The organism is Ruegeria sp. YTSA108 (assembly GCF_059610185.1).
In genome coordinates this window covers 52,404-75,735 of record NZ_JBXWND010000001.1, presented here as the reverse complement: position 1 = coordinate 75,735, position 23,332 = coordinate 52,404, and the positions used below count along the sequence as shown (strand labels likewise).

20 protein-coding genes and 1 tRNA gene are annotated in these 23,332 nt (G+C 56.1%); 10 read left to right on the top strand and 11 right to left on the bottom strand.

All coding sequences use genetic code 11. The features are described 5' to 3' along the window. Positions 1-90 precede the first annotated feature (90 nt). Positions 91-1,155, bottom strand: a complete 1,065-nt coding sequence (gene recA / locus AC2FHW_RS00370; protein ID WP_142633714.1) for a recombinase RecA — start codon at positions 1,153-1,155, stop codon at positions 91-93. A gap of 192 nt (positions 1,156-1,347) precedes the next feature. Between recA and AC2FHW_RS00365 the strand changes: the two genes are divergently transcribed. After that, positions 1,348-1,941 (top strand): sulfotransferase family 2 domain-containing protein, encoded by a 594-nt coding sequence (locus tag AC2FHW_RS00365; protein WP_271947185.1) that lies wholly within the window; start codon positions 1,348-1,350, stop codon positions 1,939-1,941. Between the two features lie 4 nt (positions 1,942-1,945). Here the strand turns inward: AC2FHW_RS00365 and AC2FHW_RS00360 are convergent, their stop codons facing one another. The 3 genes from AC2FHW_RS00360 to guaB all read right to left on the bottom strand — a co-directional run bounded on the left by AC2FHW_RS00360 (position 1,946) and on the right by guaB (position 7,028). Then, the gene (locus AC2FHW_RS00360; RefSeq protein WP_271947207.1) at positions 1,946-4,237 is read right to left on the bottom strand and encodes a hybrid sensor histidine kinase/response regulator; all 2,292 of its coding nucleotides are present in this window, start codon (positions 4,235-4,237) and stop codon (positions 1,946-1,948) included. Between the two features lie 106 nt (positions 4,238-4,343). After that, on the bottom strand, positions 4,344-5,501 hold the full coding sequence (locus AC2FHW_RS00355) for an RsmB/NOP family class I SAM-dependent RNA methyltransferase (RefSeq protein WP_142633706.1): 1,158 nt from the start codon (positions 5,499-5,501) through the stop codon (positions 4,344-4,346). A 78-nt stretch (positions 5,502-5,579) separates the two neighbouring features. Continuing rightward, positions 5,580-7,028, bottom strand: coding sequence for an IMP dehydrogenase (guaB, locus tag AC2FHW_RS00350; RefSeq protein ID WP_496821297.1), 1,449 nt, complete (start codon positions 7,026-7,028; stop codon positions 5,580-5,582). Positions 7,029-7,245: 217 nt separating this feature from the next. Between guaB and AC2FHW_RS00345 the strand changes: the two genes are divergently transcribed. Together AC2FHW_RS00345 and AC2FHW_RS00340 are read left to right on the top strand one after the other, a co-directional pair. Further along, entirely contained in the window at positions 7,246-9,291 is a 2,046-nt protein-coding gene (locus AC2FHW_RS00345) for an ASKHA domain-containing protein (protein WP_496821296.1), read from the top strand. Between the two features lie 24 nt (positions 9,292-9,315). Then, positions 9,316-10,173: a class I SAM-dependent methyltransferase gene (locus AC2FHW_RS00340; protein ID WP_271947212.1), complete on the top strand. Its 858-nt coding sequence runs from the start codon at positions 9,316-9,318 to the stop codon at positions 10,171-10,173. A gap of 1 nt (position 10,174) precedes the next feature. On the opposite strand, the gene AC2FHW_RS00335 is transcribed toward AC2FHW_RS00340, so the two are convergent. From AC2FHW_RS00335 to AC2FHW_RS00320, 4 genes are all read right to left on the bottom strand, one after another. Then, positions 10,175-10,248, bottom strand: a tRNA-Gly gene (locus AC2FHW_RS00335). A 132-nt stretch (positions 10,249-10,380) separates the two neighbouring features. Then, the gene (locus AC2FHW_RS00330) at positions 10,381-11,442 is read right to left on the bottom strand and encodes a methyltetrahydrofolate cobalamin methyltransferase (RefSeq protein WP_271947214.1); all 1,062 of its coding nucleotides are present in this window, start codon (positions 11,440-11,442) and stop codon (positions 10,381-10,383) included. 9 nt (positions 11,443-11,451) lie between these two features. Then, positions 11,452-12,378, bottom strand: coding sequence for a methylenetetrahydrofolate reductase (locus AC2FHW_RS00325; RefSeq protein WP_142635118.1), 927 nt, complete (start codon positions 12,376-12,378; stop codon positions 11,452-11,454). 26 nt (positions 12,379-12,404) lie between these two features. Continuing rightward, positions 12,405-12,701, bottom strand: a complete 297-nt coding sequence (locus AC2FHW_RS00320) for a virulence factor (RefSeq protein ID WP_496728273.1) — start codon at positions 12,699-12,701, stop codon at positions 12,405-12,407. Positions 12,702-12,942: 241 nt separating this feature from the next. Between AC2FHW_RS00320 and AC2FHW_RS00315 the strand changes: the two genes are divergently transcribed. Continuing rightward, complete coding sequence (locus AC2FHW_RS00315) at positions 12,943-14,055, top strand: Ppx/GppA phosphatase family protein (protein WP_142633694.1); 1,113 nt, start codon at positions 12,943-12,945, stop codon at positions 14,053-14,055. After that, entirely contained in the window at positions 14,055-14,771 is a 717-nt protein-coding gene (locus AC2FHW_RS00310) for an RlmE family RNA methyltransferase (RefSeq protein WP_142633692.1), read from the top strand. Before AC2FHW_RS00315 ends, AC2FHW_RS00310 begins: the two co-directional genes overlap by 1 nt. A gap of 2 nt (positions 14,772-14,773) precedes the next feature. Here AC2FHW_RS00310 and AC2FHW_RS00305 read toward each other — a convergent pair whose 3' ends face one another. Further along, positions 14,774-14,959, bottom strand: coding sequence for a hypothetical protein (locus tag AC2FHW_RS00305; RefSeq protein WP_142633690.1), 186 nt, complete (start codon positions 14,957-14,959; stop codon positions 14,774-14,776). Positions 14,960-15,079: 120 nt separating this feature from the next. Next, positions 15,080-15,943 (bottom strand): YihY/virulence factor BrkB family protein, encoded by an 864-nt coding sequence (locus AC2FHW_RS00300; RefSeq protein WP_496821295.1) that lies wholly within the window; start codon positions 15,941-15,943, stop codon positions 15,080-15,082. A gap of 147 nt (positions 15,944-16,090) precedes the next feature. Between AC2FHW_RS00300 and AC2FHW_RS00295 the strand changes: the two genes are divergently transcribed. Together AC2FHW_RS00295 and cls are read left to right on the top strand one after the other, a co-directional pair. Next, a complete protein-coding gene (locus AC2FHW_RS00295; protein ID WP_496691208.1) occupies positions 16,091-17,179 on the top strand; it encodes an AI-2E family transporter in 1,089 nt (362 codons plus the stop codon). 59 nt (positions 17,180-17,238) lie between these two features. Continuing rightward, a complete protein-coding gene (gene cls / locus AC2FHW_RS00290) occupies positions 17,239-18,651 on the top strand; it encodes a cardiolipin synthase (RefSeq protein WP_496821294.1) in 1,413 nt (470 codons plus the stop codon). Here the strand turns inward: cls and AC2FHW_RS00285 are convergent. After that, positions 18,648-19,082, bottom strand: coding sequence for an ion channel (locus tag AC2FHW_RS00285; protein WP_271947221.1), 435 nt, complete (start codon positions 19,080-19,082; stop codon positions 18,648-18,650). The genes cls and AC2FHW_RS00285 overlap by 4 nt on opposite strands. Positions 19,083-19,242: 160 nt before the next feature. Between AC2FHW_RS00285 and AC2FHW_RS00280 the strand changes: the two genes are divergently transcribed. From AC2FHW_RS00280 to AC2FHW_RS00270, 3 genes are read left to right on the top strand one after another with little or no spacing between them, the layout of a single operon-like run. Next, positions 19,243-19,890, top strand: a complete 648-nt coding sequence (locus AC2FHW_RS00280) for an ABC transporter ATP-binding protein (RefSeq protein ID WP_496704569.1) — start codon at positions 19,243-19,245, stop codon at positions 19,888-19,890. Further along, the gene (locus tag AC2FHW_RS00275) at positions 19,887-22,301 is read left to right on the top strand and encodes an ABC transporter permease (RefSeq protein WP_496821293.1); all 2,415 of its coding nucleotides are present in this window, start codon (positions 19,887-19,889) and stop codon (positions 22,299-22,301) included. The genes AC2FHW_RS00280 and AC2FHW_RS00275 overlap by 4 nt, the downstream gene beginning before the upstream one ends. After that, the gene (locus AC2FHW_RS00270) at positions 22,291-23,331 is read left to right on the top strand and encodes a lipocalin-like domain-containing protein (protein ID WP_496675702.1); all 1,041 of its coding nucleotides are present in this window, start codon (positions 22,291-22,293) and stop codon (positions 23,329-23,331) included. Before AC2FHW_RS00275 ends, AC2FHW_RS00270 begins: the two co-directional genes overlap by 11 nt. Position 23,332: the final 1 nt, after the last annotated feature.

The following is a 23,332-nucleotide window of genomic DNA, read 5'->3' as shown; positions in this document are numbered from 1 at the left end:
CGGAACAAGGCGGCCCCGACGGACCGCCTTGTTCGGAATATGGTTCGTTCTTAGGAAAGAGCAGCGAAAATCGCTTTCTTCCCGAACCACTTATGCCTCGAGGATATCATCCTCTTCCGCGCCGGGCGGCACATCGAATTCCAGCCCATGTGCCGCGCGAATCTTGTCCTCGATCTCAAACGCGATGCGGTTGTTGTCGCGCAGATACTGCTTGGCATTCTCACGCCCCTGCCCGATCCGCTCATCACCATAGCTGAACCATGAGCCCGACTTCTCGACCACACCGGCCTTGACGCCCAGATCCAGCAGCTCGCCCATTTTACTGATGCCTTCGCCATACATGATGTCGAATTCAACTTGCTTGAAGGGCGGTGCCACTTTGTTTTTAACGACCTTCACACGGGTCTGGTTGCCAACAACCTCATCCCGGTCCTTGATCGCACCGATCCGACGAATATCCAAACGGACCGAGCTGTAGAATTTCAGGGCGTTACCACCGGTGGTGGTTTCCGGGCTGCCGAACATCACGCCGATTTTCATCCGGATTTGGTTGATGAAGATCACCATACAGTTCGAGCGGCTGATCGAACCCGTCAGTTTACGCATTGCCTGGCTCATCAGCCGGGCCTGCACACCAACGCTGCTGTCGCCCATATCGCCTTCGAGTTCAGATTTCGGCGTCAGCGCCGCGACCGAGTCAACCACGACCATGTTCACGGCGCCCGAACGGACCAGCGTATCGGTAATCTCAAGCGCCTGTTCGCCAGTGTCGGGTTGCGAAATCAGCAACTCGTCCAGATCGACGCCCAGTTTGCGCGCATATTGCGGGTCCAACGCATGTTCCGCATCGACAAATGCGCATACACCGCCATGTTTCTGCTGTTCTGCGATGCAGTGCAGTGTCAGCGTAGTTTTGCCTGAACTTTCCGGGCCATAGATTTCAACGATCCGGCCCATCGGCAGGCCGCCGATTCCCAGAGCGATATCCAGACCCAGCGATCCGGTCGAACTGGCGTCGATGTCCTGCTTGGAATCCTCGCCCAGCTTCATGATCGAGCCTTTGCCGAACTGCCGTTCGATCTGTGCCAGCGCGCTGTCGAGCGCCTTTTGCTTATCTGCGTTTTTCTTGTCGCTCATCGTCAGAAGATCCGCCATTGTCCTGTCGCCTTCCCTTTTGTCACACCCTTGAACGGGCGGCAATCGCTGCTTTGTTCGCCTCTTGTTCCTTATGGGACCAAAAAGAGAACATTTCAACTAAAACTTACATTACTTACTGTTCTGTAATTGTATTAAAGAGTCGTTTACGCCAATCTGAGCTGGAGATAATTACTGCCGATGGACGAATAAATGCTTGTTTTTTATGAAGAACGCCTTGCGTTTCTGGCTGTCCCAAAAACCGGCAGCACCGCTTATCATACGGCTTTGCGGGACCGTGCCGATCTGGTTGTCACCGATCCGCCAGATCTGAAACACGTACCTGTCCGCCGGTATGATCGGTTTTTCCAGAACATTTTCCGTAAAATGTACGATACTGAGATGGAAATCATGGCGGTTGTTCGTGAACCGGTCGATTGGCTGGGCAGTTGGTACAGGTTTCGCGGCCGCCAAGAGCGTCTTGACCACCCGCATTCAACACATGACCTGAGCTTTGATGATTTCATCCAGGCCTATATGCGCACACCCCGACCTGAATTTGCCGATGTCGGCAGTCAGAGCCAATTTTTTCGCACCCGCAACAACGGGCGTGGCGCCACCCATGTCTTCAAATATGAAAACCAGGACAAAATTCTCGATTTCCTGCAAAACCGCTTGAATATGGATATCCGGCTGCAACGCGAAAACGTGTCACCCACACGAGACCTAACACTGGGCGCAGAGACATTGACCAAGTTCCGCAACACACACTCCGCGGAATTCGATTGCCACGCCTCGGCACTTTGAAACCCTAATTGATCTGCTGAAAAACAGCTTCGGTCAGTTGGTTTAGTGAAAATGGTTTGGGCAGGAAAGTTGAATCGGAAATCTCTGGTCCGGAATCGCCAAACGCACCCTCTGTGTATCCAGACATGAATATGACCCGGACATCTGGCCTGTTCTGCTTAGCCATACGAACCCAGGTCGGACCATCCAATCCGGGCATGACCACATCGGTGACGAATGCGTCAACATTCAATGTGCCATCTTCGAGAAGCCTCAGAGCCTCTTCTCCCGAATCGGCCTCGAGCACAGTGTAGCCTTTCAACCTCAATGCGCGGGTAGCAAAGGCCCGAACCGGGGCTTCGTCTTCGACCAGCAGCACGACACCCTCACCCTGGCGAACCGTTGGATTCTCAGGGGATTGCACAGGCGCTGCCTCGGTTTTTTTGGGGGCTGTTGAAACCGGCAGGTACATAATAAACTCGGTCCCTCTCCCCTGAATGCTGTCGACAAAAATATAACCGCCGGTTTGCTTTACAATTCCGTAGACAGTCGACAGGCCCAAACCTGTCCCCTCACCCGTGCGTTTGGTTGTAAAGAAAGGCTCGAACACTTTCTGTAGCTTATCGGGGGCAATCCCCGTTCCGCTATCAATGACTTTGACGGTGACGTATTCACCAGGTTGTACCGTAGCGCGATCCCTTGTGAAGCGTTCTGTCAGCACGACCACTTCGGTTTCGATCCTGACCTCACCACCTTCAGGCATTGCATCGCGGGCATTTACGACAAGGTTCATCAACACCTGCTCTAGCTGGCGTTTATCCGCACGAACCGCTTTCAGAACGGGATCGTGGCTGAGTGTCAGCTTAATCTTTTCTCCGACCAGACGATTTAGCAGATGAATAAGGTCTGAGATCGTATCTCTGAGATCCAGAATTTCCGGCTGCAAAGTCTGTTTGCGCGAAAAGGCCAGCAGTTGGCTCACCAAAGCTGCAGCACGGTTTGCGTTCTGATTGATTTGTACAAGATCCCCGTAGTCAGGGTCATTCTGGTCGTGCCGCAAAAGCAGAAGATCGCAATGTCCGGAAATCGCCGTTAGCAAATTGTTGAAATCATGCGCTACACCCCCAGCCAGTTGGCCAACGGCTTGCATTTTTTGTCCCTGCACAAATTGCGCCTCTAAAGTCTTGAGTTCGGTAGCATCATTCAGAACCGCAATCAGTCTGACTTCTCCCTCGCTCAGCACACGTTTCAATGTGACCTGTACGAATATCTCGCGGTCTTCCCGTGTCAGCCTCAGGAATTCAGATCGTGAAACGGCGCCCTCATTTGAAGCCAGCGTCAGCCAGTCCAGAACCGGATACCCCAGACCATGCATGATATGCACAACATTGGATTCTCCGGGCTCTATGTTTCCGACAAGACGCGTTGCCAGCCTGTTGGCCTCAAGGATGCTCCCGTCGGGAGACAGGGTCATTACCGGGACCGGAAGATCCACAAATGACGCGCCAATTCCACTTTCCTGTGCACGATCAAGCGGTAGAACAAGCAAATCGCGCGTGGTTCCCGACCGAGACAGTTCGGCCATCGTAGCCGGAATTGGCCCCTGTGCCGTCTGTACCTGCACAACCTCACCCAATTCGGGCTGCGCGCCAGTCAGAACCTGTGCAAGGTTGTCGGGTCGTTGCCCCAGGATTTGTTCCGCCGCCCCGTTGATCCGCAGCAATGCTCCGTTTCTGCCTTCAGTCAAAATGGGCACAGGCACAGCATCCCACTGACCTGTTCCATCCAGATGAAACCGCCAAAAGAAAAAGTTTTTCCCAACACCGAGAACAGAAATCGGTACGGTTGTCTCTAAAGTGACAACGTCTTCTCTTGCACGGCCATGGATCTCGGCCAAAGACTGTAGGCGCAGCAAAATTGCCGACGGGTTCGCAAAAATAGACTTTAGACCTTCATCCAGCCGGTTGCCGGGAAAAACATGGAGCTGAGCCCGGGCATGAGAATTGCAAATCAGAACATCACCCTGTGCATTGGCAATCGCGCAGGGGTACAGCTCTTCTTCGGCAAAAACCTCCATAACCCTAAGCTCACGACGTACCGAGTCGTCGGAAATCAGCGCCCTCGCCACGACCAACAGTGATGCAGCAAGCAAAGACACACCTGCCACCACAAGGCCGAGATTCCAGGCTTGGGGAATGATTTCTGCCAGCGGCAGCAGTGACAGCAACACCCCTATCGCAACCAATGGTGCTAGACGCAAACCGCTTGGTGAATTTCGTAACTTTGGGTCAGAATAGAAATCTGCGGTATCGGACATTAAATACTCAACTTGCCGGGCTAGGTGTAACCCAACGCAAAAGGGTTAACGCCCACTTAACCAACAAAGTGAGCAATTCTCCTTTAGGTTGCTATTTGTCCGCCGACTACCGCGTCAAGTGTGACGTGAAAAACCCGTCAGTACCGTGTGATACATACCACGTTTTGCGAAACGTCTCGGTCCATTCGGAGTGCGCGGCCACGAACGCATCGATCACTGCACCGTTTTCGACCTCGAGCATGGAACAGGTTGCATAGGCAAGAACACCCGCTGGCCCCACCAAAGGCGCGACATCATCAAGGATCGTCCGCTGCGTTTCCGTAAGCCGGTTCAGTCCTTCTTGTGTAAGAGACCATTTTCCCGCCGGGGCGCGACGCCAGGATCCGCTGCCTGAACAGGGGGCATCCGTCAGCACAATGTCGAATGGGGCCTGCGCAGAGATCTCGTCATTGGTCAGGAGCGTTATCTGTGCACCCGCTCTTTCGGCCCGGGCGGGCAAATCACGCATTCGCGCCGCATTAACGTCATGCGCGAAAACATCTACACCGTGATGCGCGGCCAAGGACAAGGCTTTGCCGCCGCCGCCGGAACAATAGTCCAGAACCCGTATTCCGGGGTTTAGGTCCAATGATTCAACGACGGCCTGGCTCGCCGCATCCTGCAGTTCGACCAACCCATCAGTATAGGCGCGGCTTCCTGAGATTTTCCGCTCGCCCTCGACAACTTCGAGTGCGGTCGAACAAGCGGGATGTGGCCTCGCTTGGATGCCGTCCGCCAGCAAGACCGAGACCGCCTGATCGACACTCGACTTAATCAGATTGACCCGCAAATGAACCGGGGCCCGAGCTCGCAATGCCTCGGCCACTGGAAGGGTCAAATCACCCAAAGACTCTTGAAAGGTTGGCCAAAGCCATTCCGGTATGTCGTATTTCTGGGCGTCGGATTCACATGGTTTAGCCTGTTCGTGTTCTTCCAAACTGGCCGGAGCGTACCCTTCGCCATTGAATATCTGATCCAGATCGACTTCTTGCATGCGCATCGCGCCGATCATCAACCCCCGACCGGTTTCCACCCCACCTGCCGCCGCAAATGACCTTTTGCACCGCAAAGCACCAAACACGTGGTCGCGAATAGCAGCCCTGTCTTTGGAACCGGCGAAACGGCTGCGCCGCGCCCAACCGGTCAGGGCCTTTTCGACCGGGGCACCCGAAAGAATCTGATCAAGAATTTCGATGGAGGCCTGAACACGTGCGGCGGGGGTCATTTCATTCTCCGTTATAGTGCAGGGCAAAAACGCAAAGCGGCGCCCTCACCGGGGCGCCGCAGTTCAGGTTCCGGCAATTTACATCACTCGATAATTCGGGCTTTCGCGTGTGATTTGCACGTCATGCACATGGCTCTCCTTCAGGCCAGCCCCTGTGATTCTGACGAAGTTGCAGTTCTTTCGCATCTCTTCGACCGTGGCGCAGCCGGTATAACCCATGGCTGCGCGCAGGCCGCCGACCAGTTGATGCACAACCGCGCTGGCCGAGCCCTTGTAAGGCACCTGCCCTTCGATCCCTTCGGGCACCAGCTTGTCGCTGGCGGCATCCTTCTGGAAATAGCGATCCGCAGAGCCACGTGCCATCGCGCCTAGGCTGCCCATGCCGCGATAAGATTTGAACGACCGGCCCTGATACAGGATCACTTCGCCCGGGCTTTCATCTGTTCCGGCGATCATTGAGCCAACCATGGCACAGGACGCACCCGCAGCAATCGCCTTGGCAAAATCGCCCGAGAATTTGATACCACCATCTGCGATAACCGGCACATCGCCGGCGGCCGCGGCGCAATCCAAGATCGCAGTCAGCTGCGGCACGCCCACACCGGCAACCATCCGCGTAGTACAGATCGAACCCGGCCCTATCCCCACCTTGATGGCATCCGCGCCTGCGTCGATCAGCGCCTTGGTTGCGTCCCCAGTGGCGACGTTACCGGCAATGATCTGCACCTCGTTCGACAGGGTCTTGACCCGCTTCACCGCGTCCAGCACCCCTTGAGAATGCCCATGAGCGGTGTCTACAACGATAATGTCGACACCGGAATCCACCAGTTGTTCGGATCGTTCGAAACCAGAGTCACCAACCGACGTCGCTGCCGCGACTCGCAACCGGCCCAGCCGATCCTTGCAGGCCGTTGGGTTCAGCACCGCCTGTTCGGTATCTTTCAAAGTCAGCAGACCCGTCAGCTTGCCCGCCCCGTCCACAACCAGAAGCTTTTCGATCCGACGCGCGCGCATCAGGCTTTTGGCCTCTTCCAGATCGGCGGGTTCCTGAAGCATCGCCAGATTGTCCGAGGTCATCATCGCGTGAACCGGCGTATCATCCGAAGTCGCAAAACGCATATCACGGTTGGTCAGAATACCGACCACGCGGCCTTCTTCGTCCACCACGGGAAAGCCGGTGAAGTTATAACGCTGCACCAACGCGTTGGCGTCCGCCAGCGTCTGATCCACCCGCAGTGTCACCGGGTTGTAAACAATACCGGATTCAAATCTCTTGACCCGCCGAACCTCTCGGGCCTGTTCTTCGATCGACAGGTTCTTGTGCACCACGCCGATGCCGCCCGCCTGCGCCATGGCGATGGCCATGCGCGCCTCGGTCACCGTGTCCATCGCCGAGCTGAGCAGCGGGATGTTCATGGTGATTTCCCGCGTCACGCGCGTGGTCGTATCCGCCGTGGCCGGCAGCACAGAAGATGCGCCCGGAACCAGAAGAACGTCGTCAAAGGTGAGTGCCTCACGAATCTGCATTTGTTAACCCCATGCAAAAGCCCGTTTGACGGTGACCCTATTGCATGGATTGCATCTAAGGAAAAGCCCCCGACATAAACTAGTTTTTACCTGCTGGTCGGTGCTGCGGCAAAAAACGACGCAACGCACACAAAACGTGCCGCTGAATGGCCTTTCCCTTTGCGTACAAAACCATATCTTGCCCGACATAGGCGCGAATATAAAAGGCAGGCCAATCATGACCACCGACCCTCTTGTTGTCTTTACCCCATCGGGCAAACGCGGGCACTTTCCCGTAGGCACTCCGGTTCTGACTGCGGCACGGCAACTGGGTGTGGATCTGGATTCCGTTTGCGGTGGACGCGGGATTTGTTCGAAATGCCAGATCACACCAAGCTATGGCGAGTTTCCCAAGCACGGCGTGACCGTAGCCGACGGTGCACTAAGCGAATGGAACGCGGTTGAACAGCGCTATGACGACAAGCGCGGATTGAAACCCGGCCGCCGTCTTGGATGTCAGGCCACGGTTCAGGGGGATGTGGTGATCGACGTGCCACCAGAAAGCCAGGTGCACCGTCAGGTCGTACGCAAGGCCGCCACAGCACGCACCATCACAATGGATCCGGCCACCCGGCTGTATTTTGTTGCGGTAGAAGAACCCGACATGCATTCACCAACCGGCGATCTGGAACGTCTGGAACGCGCGCTGCGCGAGCAATGGAACGTCGACGCCGTAACCGCTGATCTTTCCTTGTTGTCCAAACTGCAGCCTATATTGCGCAAGGGTAAGTGGGAGGTCACCGTTGCGGTGCATAAAGGTCACAAGGACGATGTCGCACGGATCGTGGAAATCTGGCCTGGATTGCACGAGAACGGACTTTTCGGTCTGGCCATCGACCTCGGCTCTACCACGATTGCAGCTCACCTGACCGATCTGGACACAGGCGAGGTCAAGGCATCTTCGGGCCTTATGAACCCCCAAATCCGCTTTGGCGAAGACCTGATGAGCCGCGTGTCCTATTCGATGATGAACCCCGGCGGCGACAAAGAGATGACCCGAGCCGTTCGAGAAGCGATAAACGATCTGACAACATCCATCGCGGATGAGGCCGGGATTGACGCCAACCTGATTGTCGAAACGGTGTTCGTCTGTAACCCGGTCATGCACCATCTGCTGCTTGGGCTGGATCCGGTCGAGCTGGGCCAAGCGCCCTTTGCCTTGGCTACGTCCGAAAGCATGTCTTTGCCCGCGCGCGAAATGAATCTGACCAACATGAACCCACGTGCGCAGGTCTACATCCTGCCCTGCATTGCGGGTCATGTGGGTGCGGATTGTGCGGCGGTTGCCTTGTCGGAAGAGCCCGGTAAATCCGAAGATCTGGTTCTGATCGTCGATGTCGGTACGAACGCCGAAATTCTGCTGGGCAATACCAGCCGGGTTCTGGCGTGCTCCTCACCGACTGGTCCGGCCTTTGAAGGCGCGCAGATCAGCTCTGGTCAGCGTGCCGCCCCCGGTGCGATTGAACGGATCGAGATTGATCCTGTCACTAAAGAACCCCGTTTTCGCGTCATCGGGTCCGAGAAATGGTCGGATGAAGAGGGTTTTGATCAAGACATCGCAACCACTGGCATCAGCGGCATCTGTGGATCAGGCATTATTGAAGCGGTGGCGGAAATGCGTATGGCGGGTTTGCTGGATGAAAGCGGCCTGATCGGATCCGCAGAACAAACGGGCACATCACGCAACGTCCCCGAGGGGCGCACCCATTCCTATCTGATCCACGACGCAAGCGCCGAAGGCGGCCCACGTATCACAGTCACTCAGGGCGATATTCGCGCGATTCAACTGGCAAAATCCGCGCTTTATGCAGGCGCGCGGCTTTTGATGGACGAAATGAACGTGGATACTGTCGACCGCATTGTTCTTGCTGGTGCCTTCGGCGCGCATATCTCGACCAAACATGCCATGGTTCTGGGAATGATCCCAGATGCGCCCTTGAACAAGGTCTCAAGCGCGGGCAACGCCGCCGGTACAGGTGCCCGGATCGCACTGTGCAATATCGGATCGCGGAGTGAAATTGAACGCGTAGTACGCGAAATCACCAAGGTTGAAACTGCCATCGAGCCCAAGTTTCAGGATCATTTCGTGGCAGCGAACGCGATCCCCCACAAGACGGATCCATTCCCGGAATTGGCAAAAGTGACGACCCTGCCCGCGCCCTCGTTCAACACCGGTGGTGGAGATCAGGAAAACTCTGGCCGCCGCCGTCGCCGGAGGTCATAGTCGCGGCAACCACGGAGGGGTACGATGCAGTCGGTGAATGAGGAACAGGCAGAATACTGGGGAAAATCCGAATCCGGAGCCAAATGGCTGACATATCAGGATCAGTTGGATCAACTGATGGCTTCGGTTCTGGACCTTGTGCTGGAGAATGCCCAGCTTAAACTAGGAATGCATGTGCTCGACATCGGCTGTGGCACTGGCGAAAGCTCTCTTGCAGCCGCGCGATTGGTCGGGCCGGATGGCGATGTTCTGGCCGCCGATATATCGCAAGCGTTTCTTGATCGTGCCAGCGCCCGAGCCTCGGAAAACGGGCTGAGCAACATCAGCTTCCAACATGCTGACGCGCAGATATTCGGGTTTCCTGCCAATCAGTTGGACTCCGCGATTTCACGGTTCGGCGTGATGTTCTTTGACGATACGGTTGCTGCATTCGCCAATATCGCCCGCGCACTTAAACCCGGCGGGCAGATGACCTTTGCAGCTTGGGGGCCATTGGATGACAACCCGTGGTTCAAAATACCCCATATTGCTGCGGTAAAACGCCTTGGGCAGCCGCCTCGGGTAGATCGTTATGCGCCGGGTCCGCTGGCGTTTCACGATCTGGATCACGTCACCGGCATGATGCAACAGGCGGGGCTGTCGGACATTCAGGCCCAAGCCATCTCCCTAAACCTGCCCGGCGCTGGCGGGTCAGAGGAAATAGCCGCCTTGTGCACCCGCGTCGGCCCCGCCGCGCGAACCATCGCGCATTTCGAAGGCACCGAACAGGACGCAGCAGCAATCCAGCACGAGGTCTGTCAGGAATTCGCCCAGTTCACATCCGAAACCGGCCTGCACATCCCGGCGGTGATAAACCTGTACCAAGCGCGTCGATCGAACTGAATGGAGCGGGTAGCGGGAATCGAACCCGCGCGTTCAGCTTGGGAAGCTGACAGGCTACCATTACATCATACCCGCCGCTGCTAGCTGAATATCACTGGTACAAGATCAGGTTCAAGCGGTTTTGATCCAAACCGTCAGGCTATTTGCGACGGCGAAGACAAAAAAGGCCGGATCAAAAGACCCGGCCAGCATGTTGTTTTATAACGCTTATGCGCGACGGCGACGGCCACCGCCGCGACGACCACCTCCAGTTCCTTCGGCACCGGCTTCGCTGGGGGCTTTGTTGAATTTGATCCAAGCCCCGCCATGCGGATCGTTATTGGTCAGCAAGTTGGCGGCGCGGATGGCCTCCATCTCTTTACCGGCGCGCGGCAAGGTCGAACCCAGGCCAAACAGCTGGCAGAAGGTCTCATCATCCATGTCCGCAGGCAGGATGATGCCCTTTGCTTCAACTTCAGCCTTCTTCTCGGCCAGTTTCTTGGGACCAACCGGCAGAGCCACCGGGTTCATGATCGCTGAGGTCATGCCGGCGCCCATAGCCATTGGCAGGAAGGCGTTGTTGATACCATGGCGGTTCGGCAGACCGAACGAGACATTGGACGCCCCGCAAGTGGTGTTCACGCCCAGTTCCTCACGCAAACGACGAACCAGAGCAAACACCTGCTGACCGGCAGTTGCCATTGCGCCGATAGGCATCACCAGCGGATCGACCACGATGTCATGGGCCGGGATGCCGAAATCAGCGGCCCGTTCGACAATCTTTTTGGCCACTTCGAACCGCACATCGGGATCTTCCGAAATCCCCGTATCGTCATTTGAGATCGCCACCACAGGGACATTGTATTTCTTGACCAGCGGCAGAACCAGCTCCAGACGATCTTCTTCACCCGTGACCGAATTCAACAGAGGACGGCCCTCTGCCGCCTCAAGACCCGCTTCCAGAGCTCCCGGAACCGATGAATCGATACACAGCGGCACTTCGACCAGCCCCTGCACCATTTCAACGATCTTACGCATCAGCGGCGGTTCGGTCTCGTTCGGGTTGGGGTTCGAGTTGTAGACAACGCCCGCGTTGATATCCAGAACGGTCGCGCCAGCAGCTACCTGCGCGATGGCGTCCTTTTCAACGGTCGAAAAATCGCCTGCTTCCAGTTCCGCCGCCAGTTTCTTGCGGCCTGTCGGGTTAATCCGCTCACCGATCACGCAGAACGGTTCGTCAAAGCCCAGGACGGCGGTTTTTGTTTTTGATTCTACGACTGTACGGGTCATGTCCGATCCTTAGGAGTTTACAGGCTTTGCCGAAGCGCCGCCGTTGTTGATGGCCCAGTTGGCGTTTGTCTTGATGCCACCAAGCGGGAAGAAGTGTACGTTTGTGATATTGAAATCAGGGTTGGCTGCTTTGTGGTTGGCCAATTCGGTGATCACATCCGTGGGCTCATAAGGCAGCAGCAGCTTGGACACATCCATAGCGCGCTTTTGCAGGACCTTCAGTGACGGGCCAACGCCGCAAGCGATGGCGAATTTGATCAGCGTTTGCAGCTTGGCCGGACCGGCGATGCCGATATGAACCGGAATGTCGATCCCCGCCTCTTTCAGGCTGTCGGCCCAGGCGATGATCGGTTTGGCGTCAAAGGCAAACTGAGTGGCCAGCGCCATTTCGGCATCTGTGGTCTCAGAGAACTTCTGTTTCCAGCGTAGCGCGTCATCGACATTCTTGGTCGAGCCGTCGGGATCGATGTCCTTGTTGCCCTCGGGGTGGCCAGCGACGTGCAGACGCTTGAAGCCCGCTTTGTCGAACATGCCGGATTCCAGCAGCTGCATCGAGCTGTCGAAATCACCATGAGGATTCGCGACACCACCGGCCAGCAGCAGCGCCTGATCCACACCTGCTTCACCCTGGTACATGGAAATCCAGTTTTCCAGCGTCGCCGTGTCTTTAATGATCCGCGCCGGGAAATGCGGCATAACAGGATAGCCGTCCGCCGCGATGCGCTTGGCGGTCTTGACCATGTCTTCGATCGGAGTGCCTTCGATATGGGCAATATAGACGCGTGTGCCTTCAGGCAACAAAGCGCGAAAATCCTCGACCTTCTCGGCGGTGCGCGGCATCACCTCAATCGAATAGCCCTGCAGGAAGGCTTCGACGGTTGGACTTACCGGACCGTTTTCGGCGGCATCACGTTTCTTGAAGTTCAGCAAAGCCATAGCGGCCTCCCATATAGATTTCGAGCTCATGCCCAACCGTCATTGGCGATCAGAGCCTTGATACGGTCCTGATCATATTCCGTTTCCAAACGCACAGCCTGCTGTTCGGCAATTTCGGACGGATCGCCCTCAACCGCAAAAGGCACGGCCTTGCGCCATTCGGCCAGATAGGCATCGCTGTCCTTGGCGTTCACCTTCATGGCGGCGCGGTCAATGGCTTGCTCGAACCGTTCTTCCAACTGCCGTTTTGCGCCCCGGCGGCCCTTGCCGACGATGACTTGGGCGGGAATGTCGCGCCAGTATACGATGGTGACGTCAGGCATCTGCTTTGATTCCTCCTAACCAGATGGACCGGTTCTAAACTTCAATGTGGTCGCAGGTCGGTCGATTTTCGACACAAGGCGCATTTCAAACGACGTTTTCACCTACAACGGGTTACACGGCTTGTAACGAATTGTTCCTGTAAACCTCACCTCAAAATTCTCATCACTTTAATGAGTATCTTGCACGAACCAAAAGGCCGACCTATGGTCGGGGTAACTCGTAAATCGGAGGGCGTTGAAGATGGCGCCCAAGCGTCCCAAAGGTGCGGGCGCGTTCCCGAAGGCGGTCGAAAGCCCCGCGCCGGCAAGACCCGATCCTGATGCGCTTTATGCCGCGCTGGATTTGGGAACAAATAGCTGTCGCATGTTAATTGCCCAGCCCAAGGGCAGCGGGTTTCATGTGGTGGACAGTTTTTCTAAATCCGTGCAGTTGGGCGCGGGCTTAGAGCGGACGGGGCGTTTGTCTCGGTCGTCGATGGCGCGCACCATTCAGGCGTTGCGCATTTGCCAGCAAAAGCTGAAACGCAACAAGGTCAAGCGGATGCGTCTAGTCGCAACCGAGGCTTGTCGCCGTGCAAAAAATTCACGTGAATTCATTCGCCAGGTAAAGGGTGAAACAGGGTTGACGCTTGAGATCATCCAGCCCGAGGAAGAAGCGCGCCTGGCCGTAATATCCTGTGCCCCGCTGGTGTCCACTAAGACAGAACAGTTGTTGGTTGTGGATATTGGCGGCGGTTCGACAGAGCTTGTCTGGATCGACATATCCTCGCTTCCGCGTCGGGATCGCCCGGCGGCGATTATGCGTCTGCATAATGGATTTCATACAACAGACAGCCCGTTTCCTGCAGCCAAGGTTGTGGATTGGATCAGTGTTCCCCTCGGCGTTGCGACGCTGCGCGATCAGTTCCATGATGTCGAAGATGATGCGGCGCGGTTTGCTTTGATGAGCTGGTTTTTCGAAGAAAACCTGGCCGATTTTGCGCCTTATAAGGATGAGCAAGCCCGCGAAGGTTTTCAGATCGTCGGCACCAGTGGCACGGTTACGACAGTCGCAGCCTCACATCTGGGATTGAAGCGGTATGACCGGACCAAGGTAGACGGTTTGCGCATGACAAGCGATCAGATTGACAAAGTGATACGCGGGTATCTAGAACTCGGCCCACTGGGGCGGCGGAGAGATCCGCGTATCGGCGATGACCGCCAGGCCCTGATCATGTCCGGCTCGGCCATATTGCAGGCTTTGTTACGATGTTGGCCAACCGACCGTCTTTCAGTGGCGGACCGGGGGCTGCGCGAAGGCCTGCTTTATGCGCAGATGAGCGCGGACGGTGTATTGGAAGACGGACCGTTCTGATGGCGAAGACACCTACTGGCAAAAACAATTCAGGCCGCGGGCAGCGCGACCTGAAGGTTAAGGTCAAAACCGCCCGCGGGCGCAAAATCAGCTCGACCCGGTGGTTGGAACGTCAGCTGAATGACCCCTATGTCAAGCGCGCGCAGGTCGAAGGCTATCGAGGGCGGGCGGCGTTCAAGATATTGGAACTGGACGATAAATTCCGCTTCCTGGTTCCAGGTGCGCGCATCGTCGATCTGGGTTGCGCCCCAGGCGGCTGGCTGCAGGTTGCGGTCCAGCGCGTTAATGCATTGGGTGAGAAAAGCGGTAAGAAAATCGGCACTGTTCTGGGTGTCGACATACAAGAGGTCGAACCGGTGGCCGGGTCCGAGGTTCACCAGTTGGACTTTATGGAGGACGATGCCGACCAGAAGGTCAAAGACTGGTTGGGTGGCAAAGCTGACGTGGTGATGTCAGATATGGCTGCTGCGTCCTCGGGGCATAAACAAACCGACCATTTGCGGATCATGGCCTTGTGCGAAACCGCCGCCTATTTCGCCTTTGATGTGCTTGAACAGGGCGGCACGTTTGTCGCCAAGGTTCTGGCCGGAGGGGCCGAAGGGGATCTGCAGAAGATACTGAAACAGAAGTTTGACAAGGTAGCGCATGTTAAACCACCGGCATCCCGCGCCGACAGTTCGGAAAAATTCGTTGTGGCAACAGGATTTCGCGGCTGAAGTTAATCTGCGAAGTCAGCCAGAGAACGCGCAAGGCGCTGTTCACGCAGCGAAGATATTGCGTTTCCTTGCAACAACAATGCTTCACCGTGACTGATATCCGTCGCCGGTTTGGCCCGTAATTCTTCAATCCGCCGGGTCAGCGACGATGGATTTTGCGATTTCGCGCTTTCGGGCAGTTTGGTCATGAGGCCTCACCTTGATGCGTATGGGGTCACAGTCCATGCAGTTTGGGTAAGAAACGTGCCGATTTCATGACGTAAACCGGGCTTTGAATTGCTATTTTACAGCCCCAGCCACCCTGCCCTTCAGGTTTGTCCGTTACTTTGATCCTGCAAATCCATCAGCGCGCCGTTGAATTCAGCGCCCAGAATCAGGATGGCCGCGCATAGATACAGGAAAATCAACGCAGCCATCGCCCCAGCAAGGCCAGCATAAGTAGCGCTGTACGAGGCGAACTGTCCGATATAGATCGAAAAGCCCCAACCGCCCAACGCCCACAGAGCGAGTGTCAGAACAACGCCCGGAAGGATTTGCCACAGCCGATGGCGGCGCGTCGGCAGCACAAGATGTGCAACGATAACCGTGCCCGCAGGAACCGCGACAGTAAAGGTCCAGCGCAATCGATCCACAGACAACCAGTCTGACACGTTAACATCCGTCTTTTCGGACACGAGGCGCGTGTAGACCGGCAAGACGACTTCGACGGCGGCGATGGCCAGAATGGCCGCCCCGCCAACAATCACCAATCCCAGGCACAGCAAGCGTGTCTTCCAGAATGGCCAGGCGTCATGATCATGATAGGCCTGGTTCATGGCCGCCCGCACCGCAACTACGCCGTTTGAGGCAAAGAAAATGGCCAGCAAACCGCCCAGGGTGATTACCCCCGAACCTGATTCCGCCAGGACCGAGCGCAACTCTCCCACAATCGGGCCGGCGACATCTTTTGGCCAGGCGCCAAAGATCAGTTCGATCAGCTCGTCCGTGACATAATCCTGAGACAGCGTACCAGCCAGTGCCACAGTGAACAGAACAAACGGAAACAGGGCCAGCATCAGGGACATGGCAACGTGGCTGCTCATGACCATGCCGTTTTTGGCCCCAAATCGACCCAAGGCCAGCCAAAGGGCTCGAATTACTCTTCCAGTTAGGGGAATCAAACTTGTCGTCATCCGAAAACTCTACCCTGACTGTATTCGAACCAGAACCGGCAAAACCCGACTGGACGCAATTAACCAACTCCAAATGTTTGGTTGCATTGCATAATCCCTTTGTCCCGTGCAGGATCGAAACGGAACCTACACAAAGCCGGGCGAAAAATGCCAACCAGCGACCAGAACCCAAGCATACCGAACAGGTTGCGCCTTTCGGTTGTCCGCGACACCGCGATTGTCGTGTCACTGATCGTATTGGGGCTTTATGCAGGTTCCGCTTTTCTGATCCCGCTGACCATGGCCTTGCTGATCAACGTCCTGATCATCGCGCTGAGTGACCGGGTTATTGCGCTGACCAAAGCTCCGGTCTGGTTGGCTAACCTGGCTGGAGTGACCGTGGTTTTGGTCGGGTTGTTCATGATCATGTATATTCTGGGCAATCAGGCGACGCAGTTTGCACGCTCGATCAATACATACGAAAGCCAGTTCGACGAGGCCGTTAACCGCATAAACGACCTTGTGGGCAACGATATCACGGCCTTCATCCGGGACAATCTGGTCAACATTGATATGTCTTTCGTCGCCCGGATGTTGCTGGGCAGCGCGACGTCCTTGCTGAACCAGTTTTTCCTCATCAGCCTTTACGTTGCCTTCCTGATGGCCGAACGTCTGGCGTTCCGCAAAAAGATCCGTATGGCCGCCGGTGACCCTAAAACCGGTGCCGAGTTCGCTTTGGTTCTGGACGCGATTTCCTTTAGTCTGCAGCGTTATGTCGGAGTGAAGACCTTTATCAGCCTGATAACGGCTGGAATCAGCTATGTGGTCTTCAAAACCCTTGGTCTTGAGTATTCCGAGACATGGGCCGTGCTGACCTTTGCCTTGAATTTCATACCCTCGATTGGGTCAATTATTGCGGTTCTGTTTCCAGCGGCGATTGCACTGGTTCAATTTGAAAGTATCGGGCCGTTTCTGATCATAGTTTTCGGCTGTGGCACACTTCAGTTCATGATCGGTAATTTTCTGGACCCGGCCATGCTGGGCCGATCGCTGAACATGTCGACATTTCTGGTCATTCTGGCACTTATGTTCTGGACCACGGTCTGGGGTCTGATCGGAGCCTTCCTGAGCGTTCCGCTGACCGTCTGCATCCTGATCATCTTCAGCCATATACCCGCATTGCGCCCGATCGCAATTTTGATGTCCCTGAATGGTGAACTCGGCGACGAAGGGCCGCCATCGGGGAATACAGTCTGAACAGGCCAATCCCCAATGCAACTTGAAACACTAAGGAAAATGCCAGGATCGAATCCTCCATGCTGACACTCTTTGTTTCCCTCTTTGTCCTATGTTTGTACCTGACTGCCGCGGTCTTTTCGATACGCGCGGCTCAAACAGCGCGCACACCGCAGGGTGCCGTGGGATGGGTGGTGTTTTTGATCTCGGCGCCGATAGCTGGCGTACCGCTGTACTTGTTTCTGGGACATCATCGTTTTCGCGGGTATCGCCTGGCCCGAAAGCACGCTGAGACTGTTGTCGAAGGGATAAAAAGCTTTGCGGATTTTTCGCGCCCAGATCCGGGCATGATCACGATCAATCCGCTCCCTTTCGAAGAGCTTGCGCATCTTCCCATATCACGCGGCAACGGTGCAGATTTGCTTGTCGATGGGCAGGCAACCTTTGACGCTATCTTTCAGGCTATCGACGCGGCTCAGGACTATGTGCTTGTCCAGTTCTACATCGTGCGTGATGACGGATTGGGGCGGCAACTGCAAAGCAAACTGATCGCTGCCGCAGAGCGCGGCGTGCTAGTTCGCTTTATGACCGACGCCGTAGGCAGTTATGGCCTACCGACAAGCTACATCACGTCGCTGCGCGCGGCGGGAATTCACGTTGCCGGTCAGCATGAAAAGCGTCATCCAGGACAGCGATTTCAGCTAAACTATCGCAATCACAGGAAAACGGTGATCATAGACGGTGAAATCGGCTTTATCGGCGGCCACAATGTCGGCGACGAATATCTCGGTCAGTCCGCAAAGTTCGGACATTGGCGGGACACACACATAAGGCTGACTGGACATATCGTGCGCCAACTACAACTGATCTTTACAGAGGACTGGTACTGGGCGCATCAAGAAGACCTGATAGATCAACTGGCCTGGGCGGGTCAGGAATCTGATCAGGACATGAACGCCCTTCTCGTCGCCACAGGTCCGGGGGACGAAACCGAAACCGGCGCCATGATGTTCTTTTCTGCAATCACGGAAGCAAAGGAACGATTGTGGATCGCATCCCCCTATTTCGTTCCTGATATCGACATCATGACCGCACTACGCCACGCTGCAATGCGCGGGGTAGATGTTCGCATTCTGGTTCCCGACGTGATTGATCACCGCTTGCCTTGGCTGGCGGCCTTTGCCTATTTCGACGAGATCAGGGAATGCGGCGCGCGGGTCTACCGGTACACTGATGGATTCATGCATCAAAAAGTATTTCTGGTGGACGACACTCTGACCGCTGTTGGCACCACCAATCTGGACAATCGTTCTTTCCGCCTGAATTTTGAGGCGATGGCCCTGTTCTTTGACAAGGACGCGGCCCATGCGGTTCACAACATGCTGCTGATGGACTTTGAATCCAGCTATGAGCTGGACAAAACCTTGCCCGAACAACCGGCCTATATTCGGTTCGGCTCGCCTCTGGCGCGGTTGTTCGCACCAATCCTTTAAAGGATCGACTCTTCCTGCAGCACCCGCGACATGACCGCGACCAAAAAGGCTGTGGACAGCCCAAATGCCAAAAGCCCGGTGACCGAGGCAAAGGCACCAAAAATGCGCAGCCCGTCGTCCAGAACAATGTCGCCGTAGCCCAGCGTTGTGAACGTAACCAGAGAGAAATACAGCGCCGAGTTCCAGTCCGCCAGAACATCCCCAAAGACCCAGACAATCGCCCAAAGCCAGACCTGAAAGGTATGGATCATCACGATAAAAATCAGCGCGATAGTCAGCGGGCTTGCAATGGTGACGAACCTTTTGCTTTTTTCCAGTTTGATCGACATCACCCGGATGATCTGCATGCACCAGGTCAGCAGGGCAATTTCGATCAAAAAGCAGATACCCAAATAAACGCTTCCCCAGATAATCTGCTCGGATAAGGTCACCGGCGCCCATCCCCTCTGTTTTTAAGTCTCGTCACAATCGCTTCAAATGCAGGATTGGGCAACCCTGCGTCTGCGACGAATGGAAACGATAGCGCCATTGAACTGGACACCGCTTCGGTCGGCTGCAAATTGTGAGTGGCAGAATACAGGGCGCCTATGAATGCTGCTTACAATAACTGATGTCCAAAAATCATATGCAAACGGTCGACCGATTTTGAACGGAGTATCTCTGTCGTTAGACCATGGCCAAACGCTTGCCCTAACCGGGGAAAGTGGCAGTGGCAAAAGCACGCTTCTAAATCTCGCAGGTGCGCTGGACATATTCGATGCGGGCGAAATCTCACTGGGCGGAACCAACCTGTCCACACTAGACGATACCGGGCGCGCAGCCCTTCGGCGCGAGCGTGTGGCGCTGGTATTCCAACAGTTCAATCTGATCCCGTCGTTGACGGTCGGCCAAAACCTGTCCTTCCATGCCAGGCTTGCCAGTAAACATGATCCGGACTGGTGCGATCATCTTGCTGACAAACTGGGATTGCGGGACCTGCTGGACCGCTTTCCCGAGAACCTGTCAGGCGGCCAGCAGCAACGCGTTGCCATCGGGCGCGCGCTTGCGCCGCGCCCCAGTCTTTTGCTCGCGGATGAACCAACAGGAAATCTGGATGAGGTCGCAAGTACCAATGTATTGGATTTGATGCTTGCGCTGGTCGCCGAAACCAGCGCAGCCCTGCTTTTGGTGACACATTCGCAGGACATAGCAGCCCGTCTGGACCAACAGGTTCGCCTGTCCGGCGGTCATATCTCGTGACTTTGGCCATCACACAGGCGTTGGTGTCGCACTGGCGTGCCCATTGGCTTCAGCTGTTAACCTTGTTGACCGGCATTGCGCTTGCGACCGGGCTGTGGTCGGCAGTTCAAGCCATAAATTCCGAGGCGCGGGCAAGCTATCAACGGGCCAATGATCAACTCTCATTTGGTCAATACGATGAATTGCTCGCCACCTCGGGGAATTTGACGATCGACCATTATGTCAGCTTGCGTCGGGCTGGCTGGCAGATCGCCGCGGTGCTTGAGGGGCGTTGGCGCCATAGCGGTCACAATCTGCAGGTCATGGGGGTCGACATGGTCGCCTTTCCACCCCTGCCCGCCCTCAGCCGTCTGGAACAAAGCGATACGCCGCCTGATCCCGCAGACATGCTGACCGCGCCCGGCAGGATACTGGTCGCGCCGGAACTGGCCCAGATTCTGCAGCAGGCCAGCAACCTGCCCCCGATCCTGTCCAGCGACGCGCTGCCACCGGATCTGGTCTTTACCGATATTGGCGTTGCCGAACAGCTGCTTGACAAAAAGGGGCAGATTTCACGTCTGGTCGTCTTGCCAGAGCAGCCCCGAGCGATCCCATCGCTTGAGCAGATCGCCCCCGATCTGACACGCGTTGCAGCCTCGACCAGATTGGACACGGCGCAACTGACAGAGAGCTTCCACCTCAACCTGTCTGCCTTTGCTCTTTTGTCCTTTGCCGTCGGGCTGTTCATCGTCCATGGCACCGTCGGGCTGGCCTTTGCACAGCGCCGAGCAATTATCAGAACAATACGTGCGCTGGGCGTTCCGATGCGTCAGATCGTATGGATCATTCTGGCCGAGCTTTCGCTGCTGGCCCTGATTGGAGGGGGCGCCGGTCTGGTACTGGGTTTCCTGCTGGCCGGGTCCTTGCTGCCCGACGTGGCATCGACCCTACGCGGGTTGTATGGTGCACCAGTTGAAGGTCAGCTTTCGCTTCAACTGCACTGGGTTCTCGCGGGCTTGGCCATGGCCCTGTTCGGAACGCTATTGGCCAGCTCTCAGGCTTTGTTCCGATTGGCTCGGCTGCCGCTGTTATCCAGCCCGGGTCCGCAGGCCTGGCGGGGGGATGACACTGCAACCAAAAGATTGGCTCTGATCGGAGTATTCCTGATTGGGTTGGGGATCGTTTCAATCTTTGTGGCCGACGGTTTGGTCGCAGGGTTCGTGCTGGTTGCCGGAATCCTGACGGGTTCTGCGTTGATTTTACCGTTTCTCTTGCTGATCGCAGTAACCGGACTTCAGAAGCTACAGAACGGCCCAGTCAGACAATGGGTATTCGCCGACATGCAGGCGCAACTGCCCGGTCTCTCTTTGGCCCTGATAGCATTGATGTTGGCATTGGCCGCAAATATCGGCGTTGGAACCATGGTGTCGAGTTTCCGGCTGACATTTACTGGGTGGCTTGACCAACGACTGACATCGGAACTGTATATAACCGCAGCCGACGAACAACAGGCGCAGGACATCAAGAAATGGCTGCTGCCTCAGGTCGACGCCGTTTTGCCGATCCGAAACGTCGAGCTGGCGCACGGAAGCGGCCCCTTGTTTCTTTACGGGGTGGTGAACAATCCGGTTTATCAAGAAAACTGGCCGCTGATCGCCTCAGTGCCCGGAGTATGGGATCAGGTGATGTCCGGAACCGCCGTTCTGATCAACGAACAGCTTGCGCGCAGATCCAATTTGTGGCCCGGAGATCAAATCACGCTCCGCCCGGGTCACAAGCTGGTCATTGCAGGGGTCTATTCTGATTATGGCAATCCAACCGGACAAGCCATCGTGTCGATGGAGCTTTTGGAAGACATCGCACCCAATACCGAGGAACGGCGATATGGCGTTCGCATGCCCCCTGATCAGGCCAGCGATGTTGCCGAAAGGCTTCGGGCGGAATTTGACCTTCCTCCGCAGGCAGTCGTTCATCAAGCAGACATGAAGGCCCGATCCACGGAAATCTTCGAAGACACATTTGTGGTGACCTCTGCGCTGAATATCCTGACGCTCGGGGTTGCTGGATTTGCAATTCTGACCAGCCTGCTGACGCTTTGGACGCAACGGCTTCCACAGATCGCACCGGTCTGGGCGCTTGGCCTGACGCGGGCGCAGCTGGCGCGGTTTGAACTGACGCAGAGCGTGCTTCTCGCCTCTCTGACCGCCGCGCTGGCCTTGCCGCTTGGGTTGGTTCTGGCCTGGACGTTGCTGACGGTCATCAATGTCGAGGCGTTTGGCTGGCGGTTACCAATGTACCTATTCCCAAGCGACTGGTTCTATCTATTTCTTCTGACCTTACTGGCCGCTGTTATCGCCGCTGCGGTTCCAGCCATTCGGTTGCTGCGCATCCCGCCTGCCGAGTTGTTAAGAGTGTTTGCCAATGAACGCTAAAGTCTGGTTCCTAATTCTGGCCCTGCTATTGCCCGCCCAACTTCGGGCGCAGGGCTTTGCCGGTCTTGGAGGTGAGGCCGACGGGTTCGACGTCCCCCAGCTTGGGTATCAGTTGAGCTTTCCGCAGGATCACGGTCCCCATCCCACTTTCAAGATCGAATGGTGGTATCTGACCGCGAACCTGAAAGGAGAAGACGGGCGCGATTACGGAGTACAATGGACTTTGTTCCGCTCGGCGCTGAAACCCTATGAAGAGCAATCCTGGCAAAGTCCGCAGTTGTGGTTGGGCCATGCCGCCTTGACCACCCCTGTTGCCCATTACTTTGCTGAACGCCTGTCGCGGGGCGGTATCGGTCAGGCCGGGGTAACCGCCACCCCATTCGAAGCCTGGATCGACGAATGGTACATGCGCGGACCCGACTTTAATGCGCTGAAGATTAGGGCCAACGGTTCTGAGTTCGGATACGATCTGTCAATGCGCGCAACGGGGCCTTTGGTCTTTCACGGGGATGCCGGGTATTCGGTCAAGTCTACGCAGGGGCAGGCAAGTCATTACTATTCACAGCCGTTTTTCGACCTGACAGGCACAGTGCATCTGCCGGATGGGGATGTTGCGGTATCCGGACAGGGTTGGCTGGATCGGGAATGGTCCTCGCAGCCCTTGGCCGAGGATCAAAGCGGATGGGATTGGTTCTCGCTCAGCTTTGAAGGCGGCGACAAGCTGATGGCCTTTCGCCTGCGCGGAGAGGCTGAGGATTTCACCTCTGCAACGTGGATCGGCAAGGATGGCGAAACCACCGCGCTTGCCGATGGCTCTGTTTCATTTGAACCGCTTCAGACCGCTCATGTCGCTGACCGGGATATCCCGATTGAATGGCGTGTTACACTCCCCGCCCGCGGGGTGGATATTGTCGTCAGCGCCCTGACACCCAAAGCCTGGATGGCAACCCGCTTTGCCTATTGGGAGGGGCCCGTTACGGTCTCAGGCAGCCATTCAGGCCGTGGCTATCTTGAAATGACCGGGTATTAGA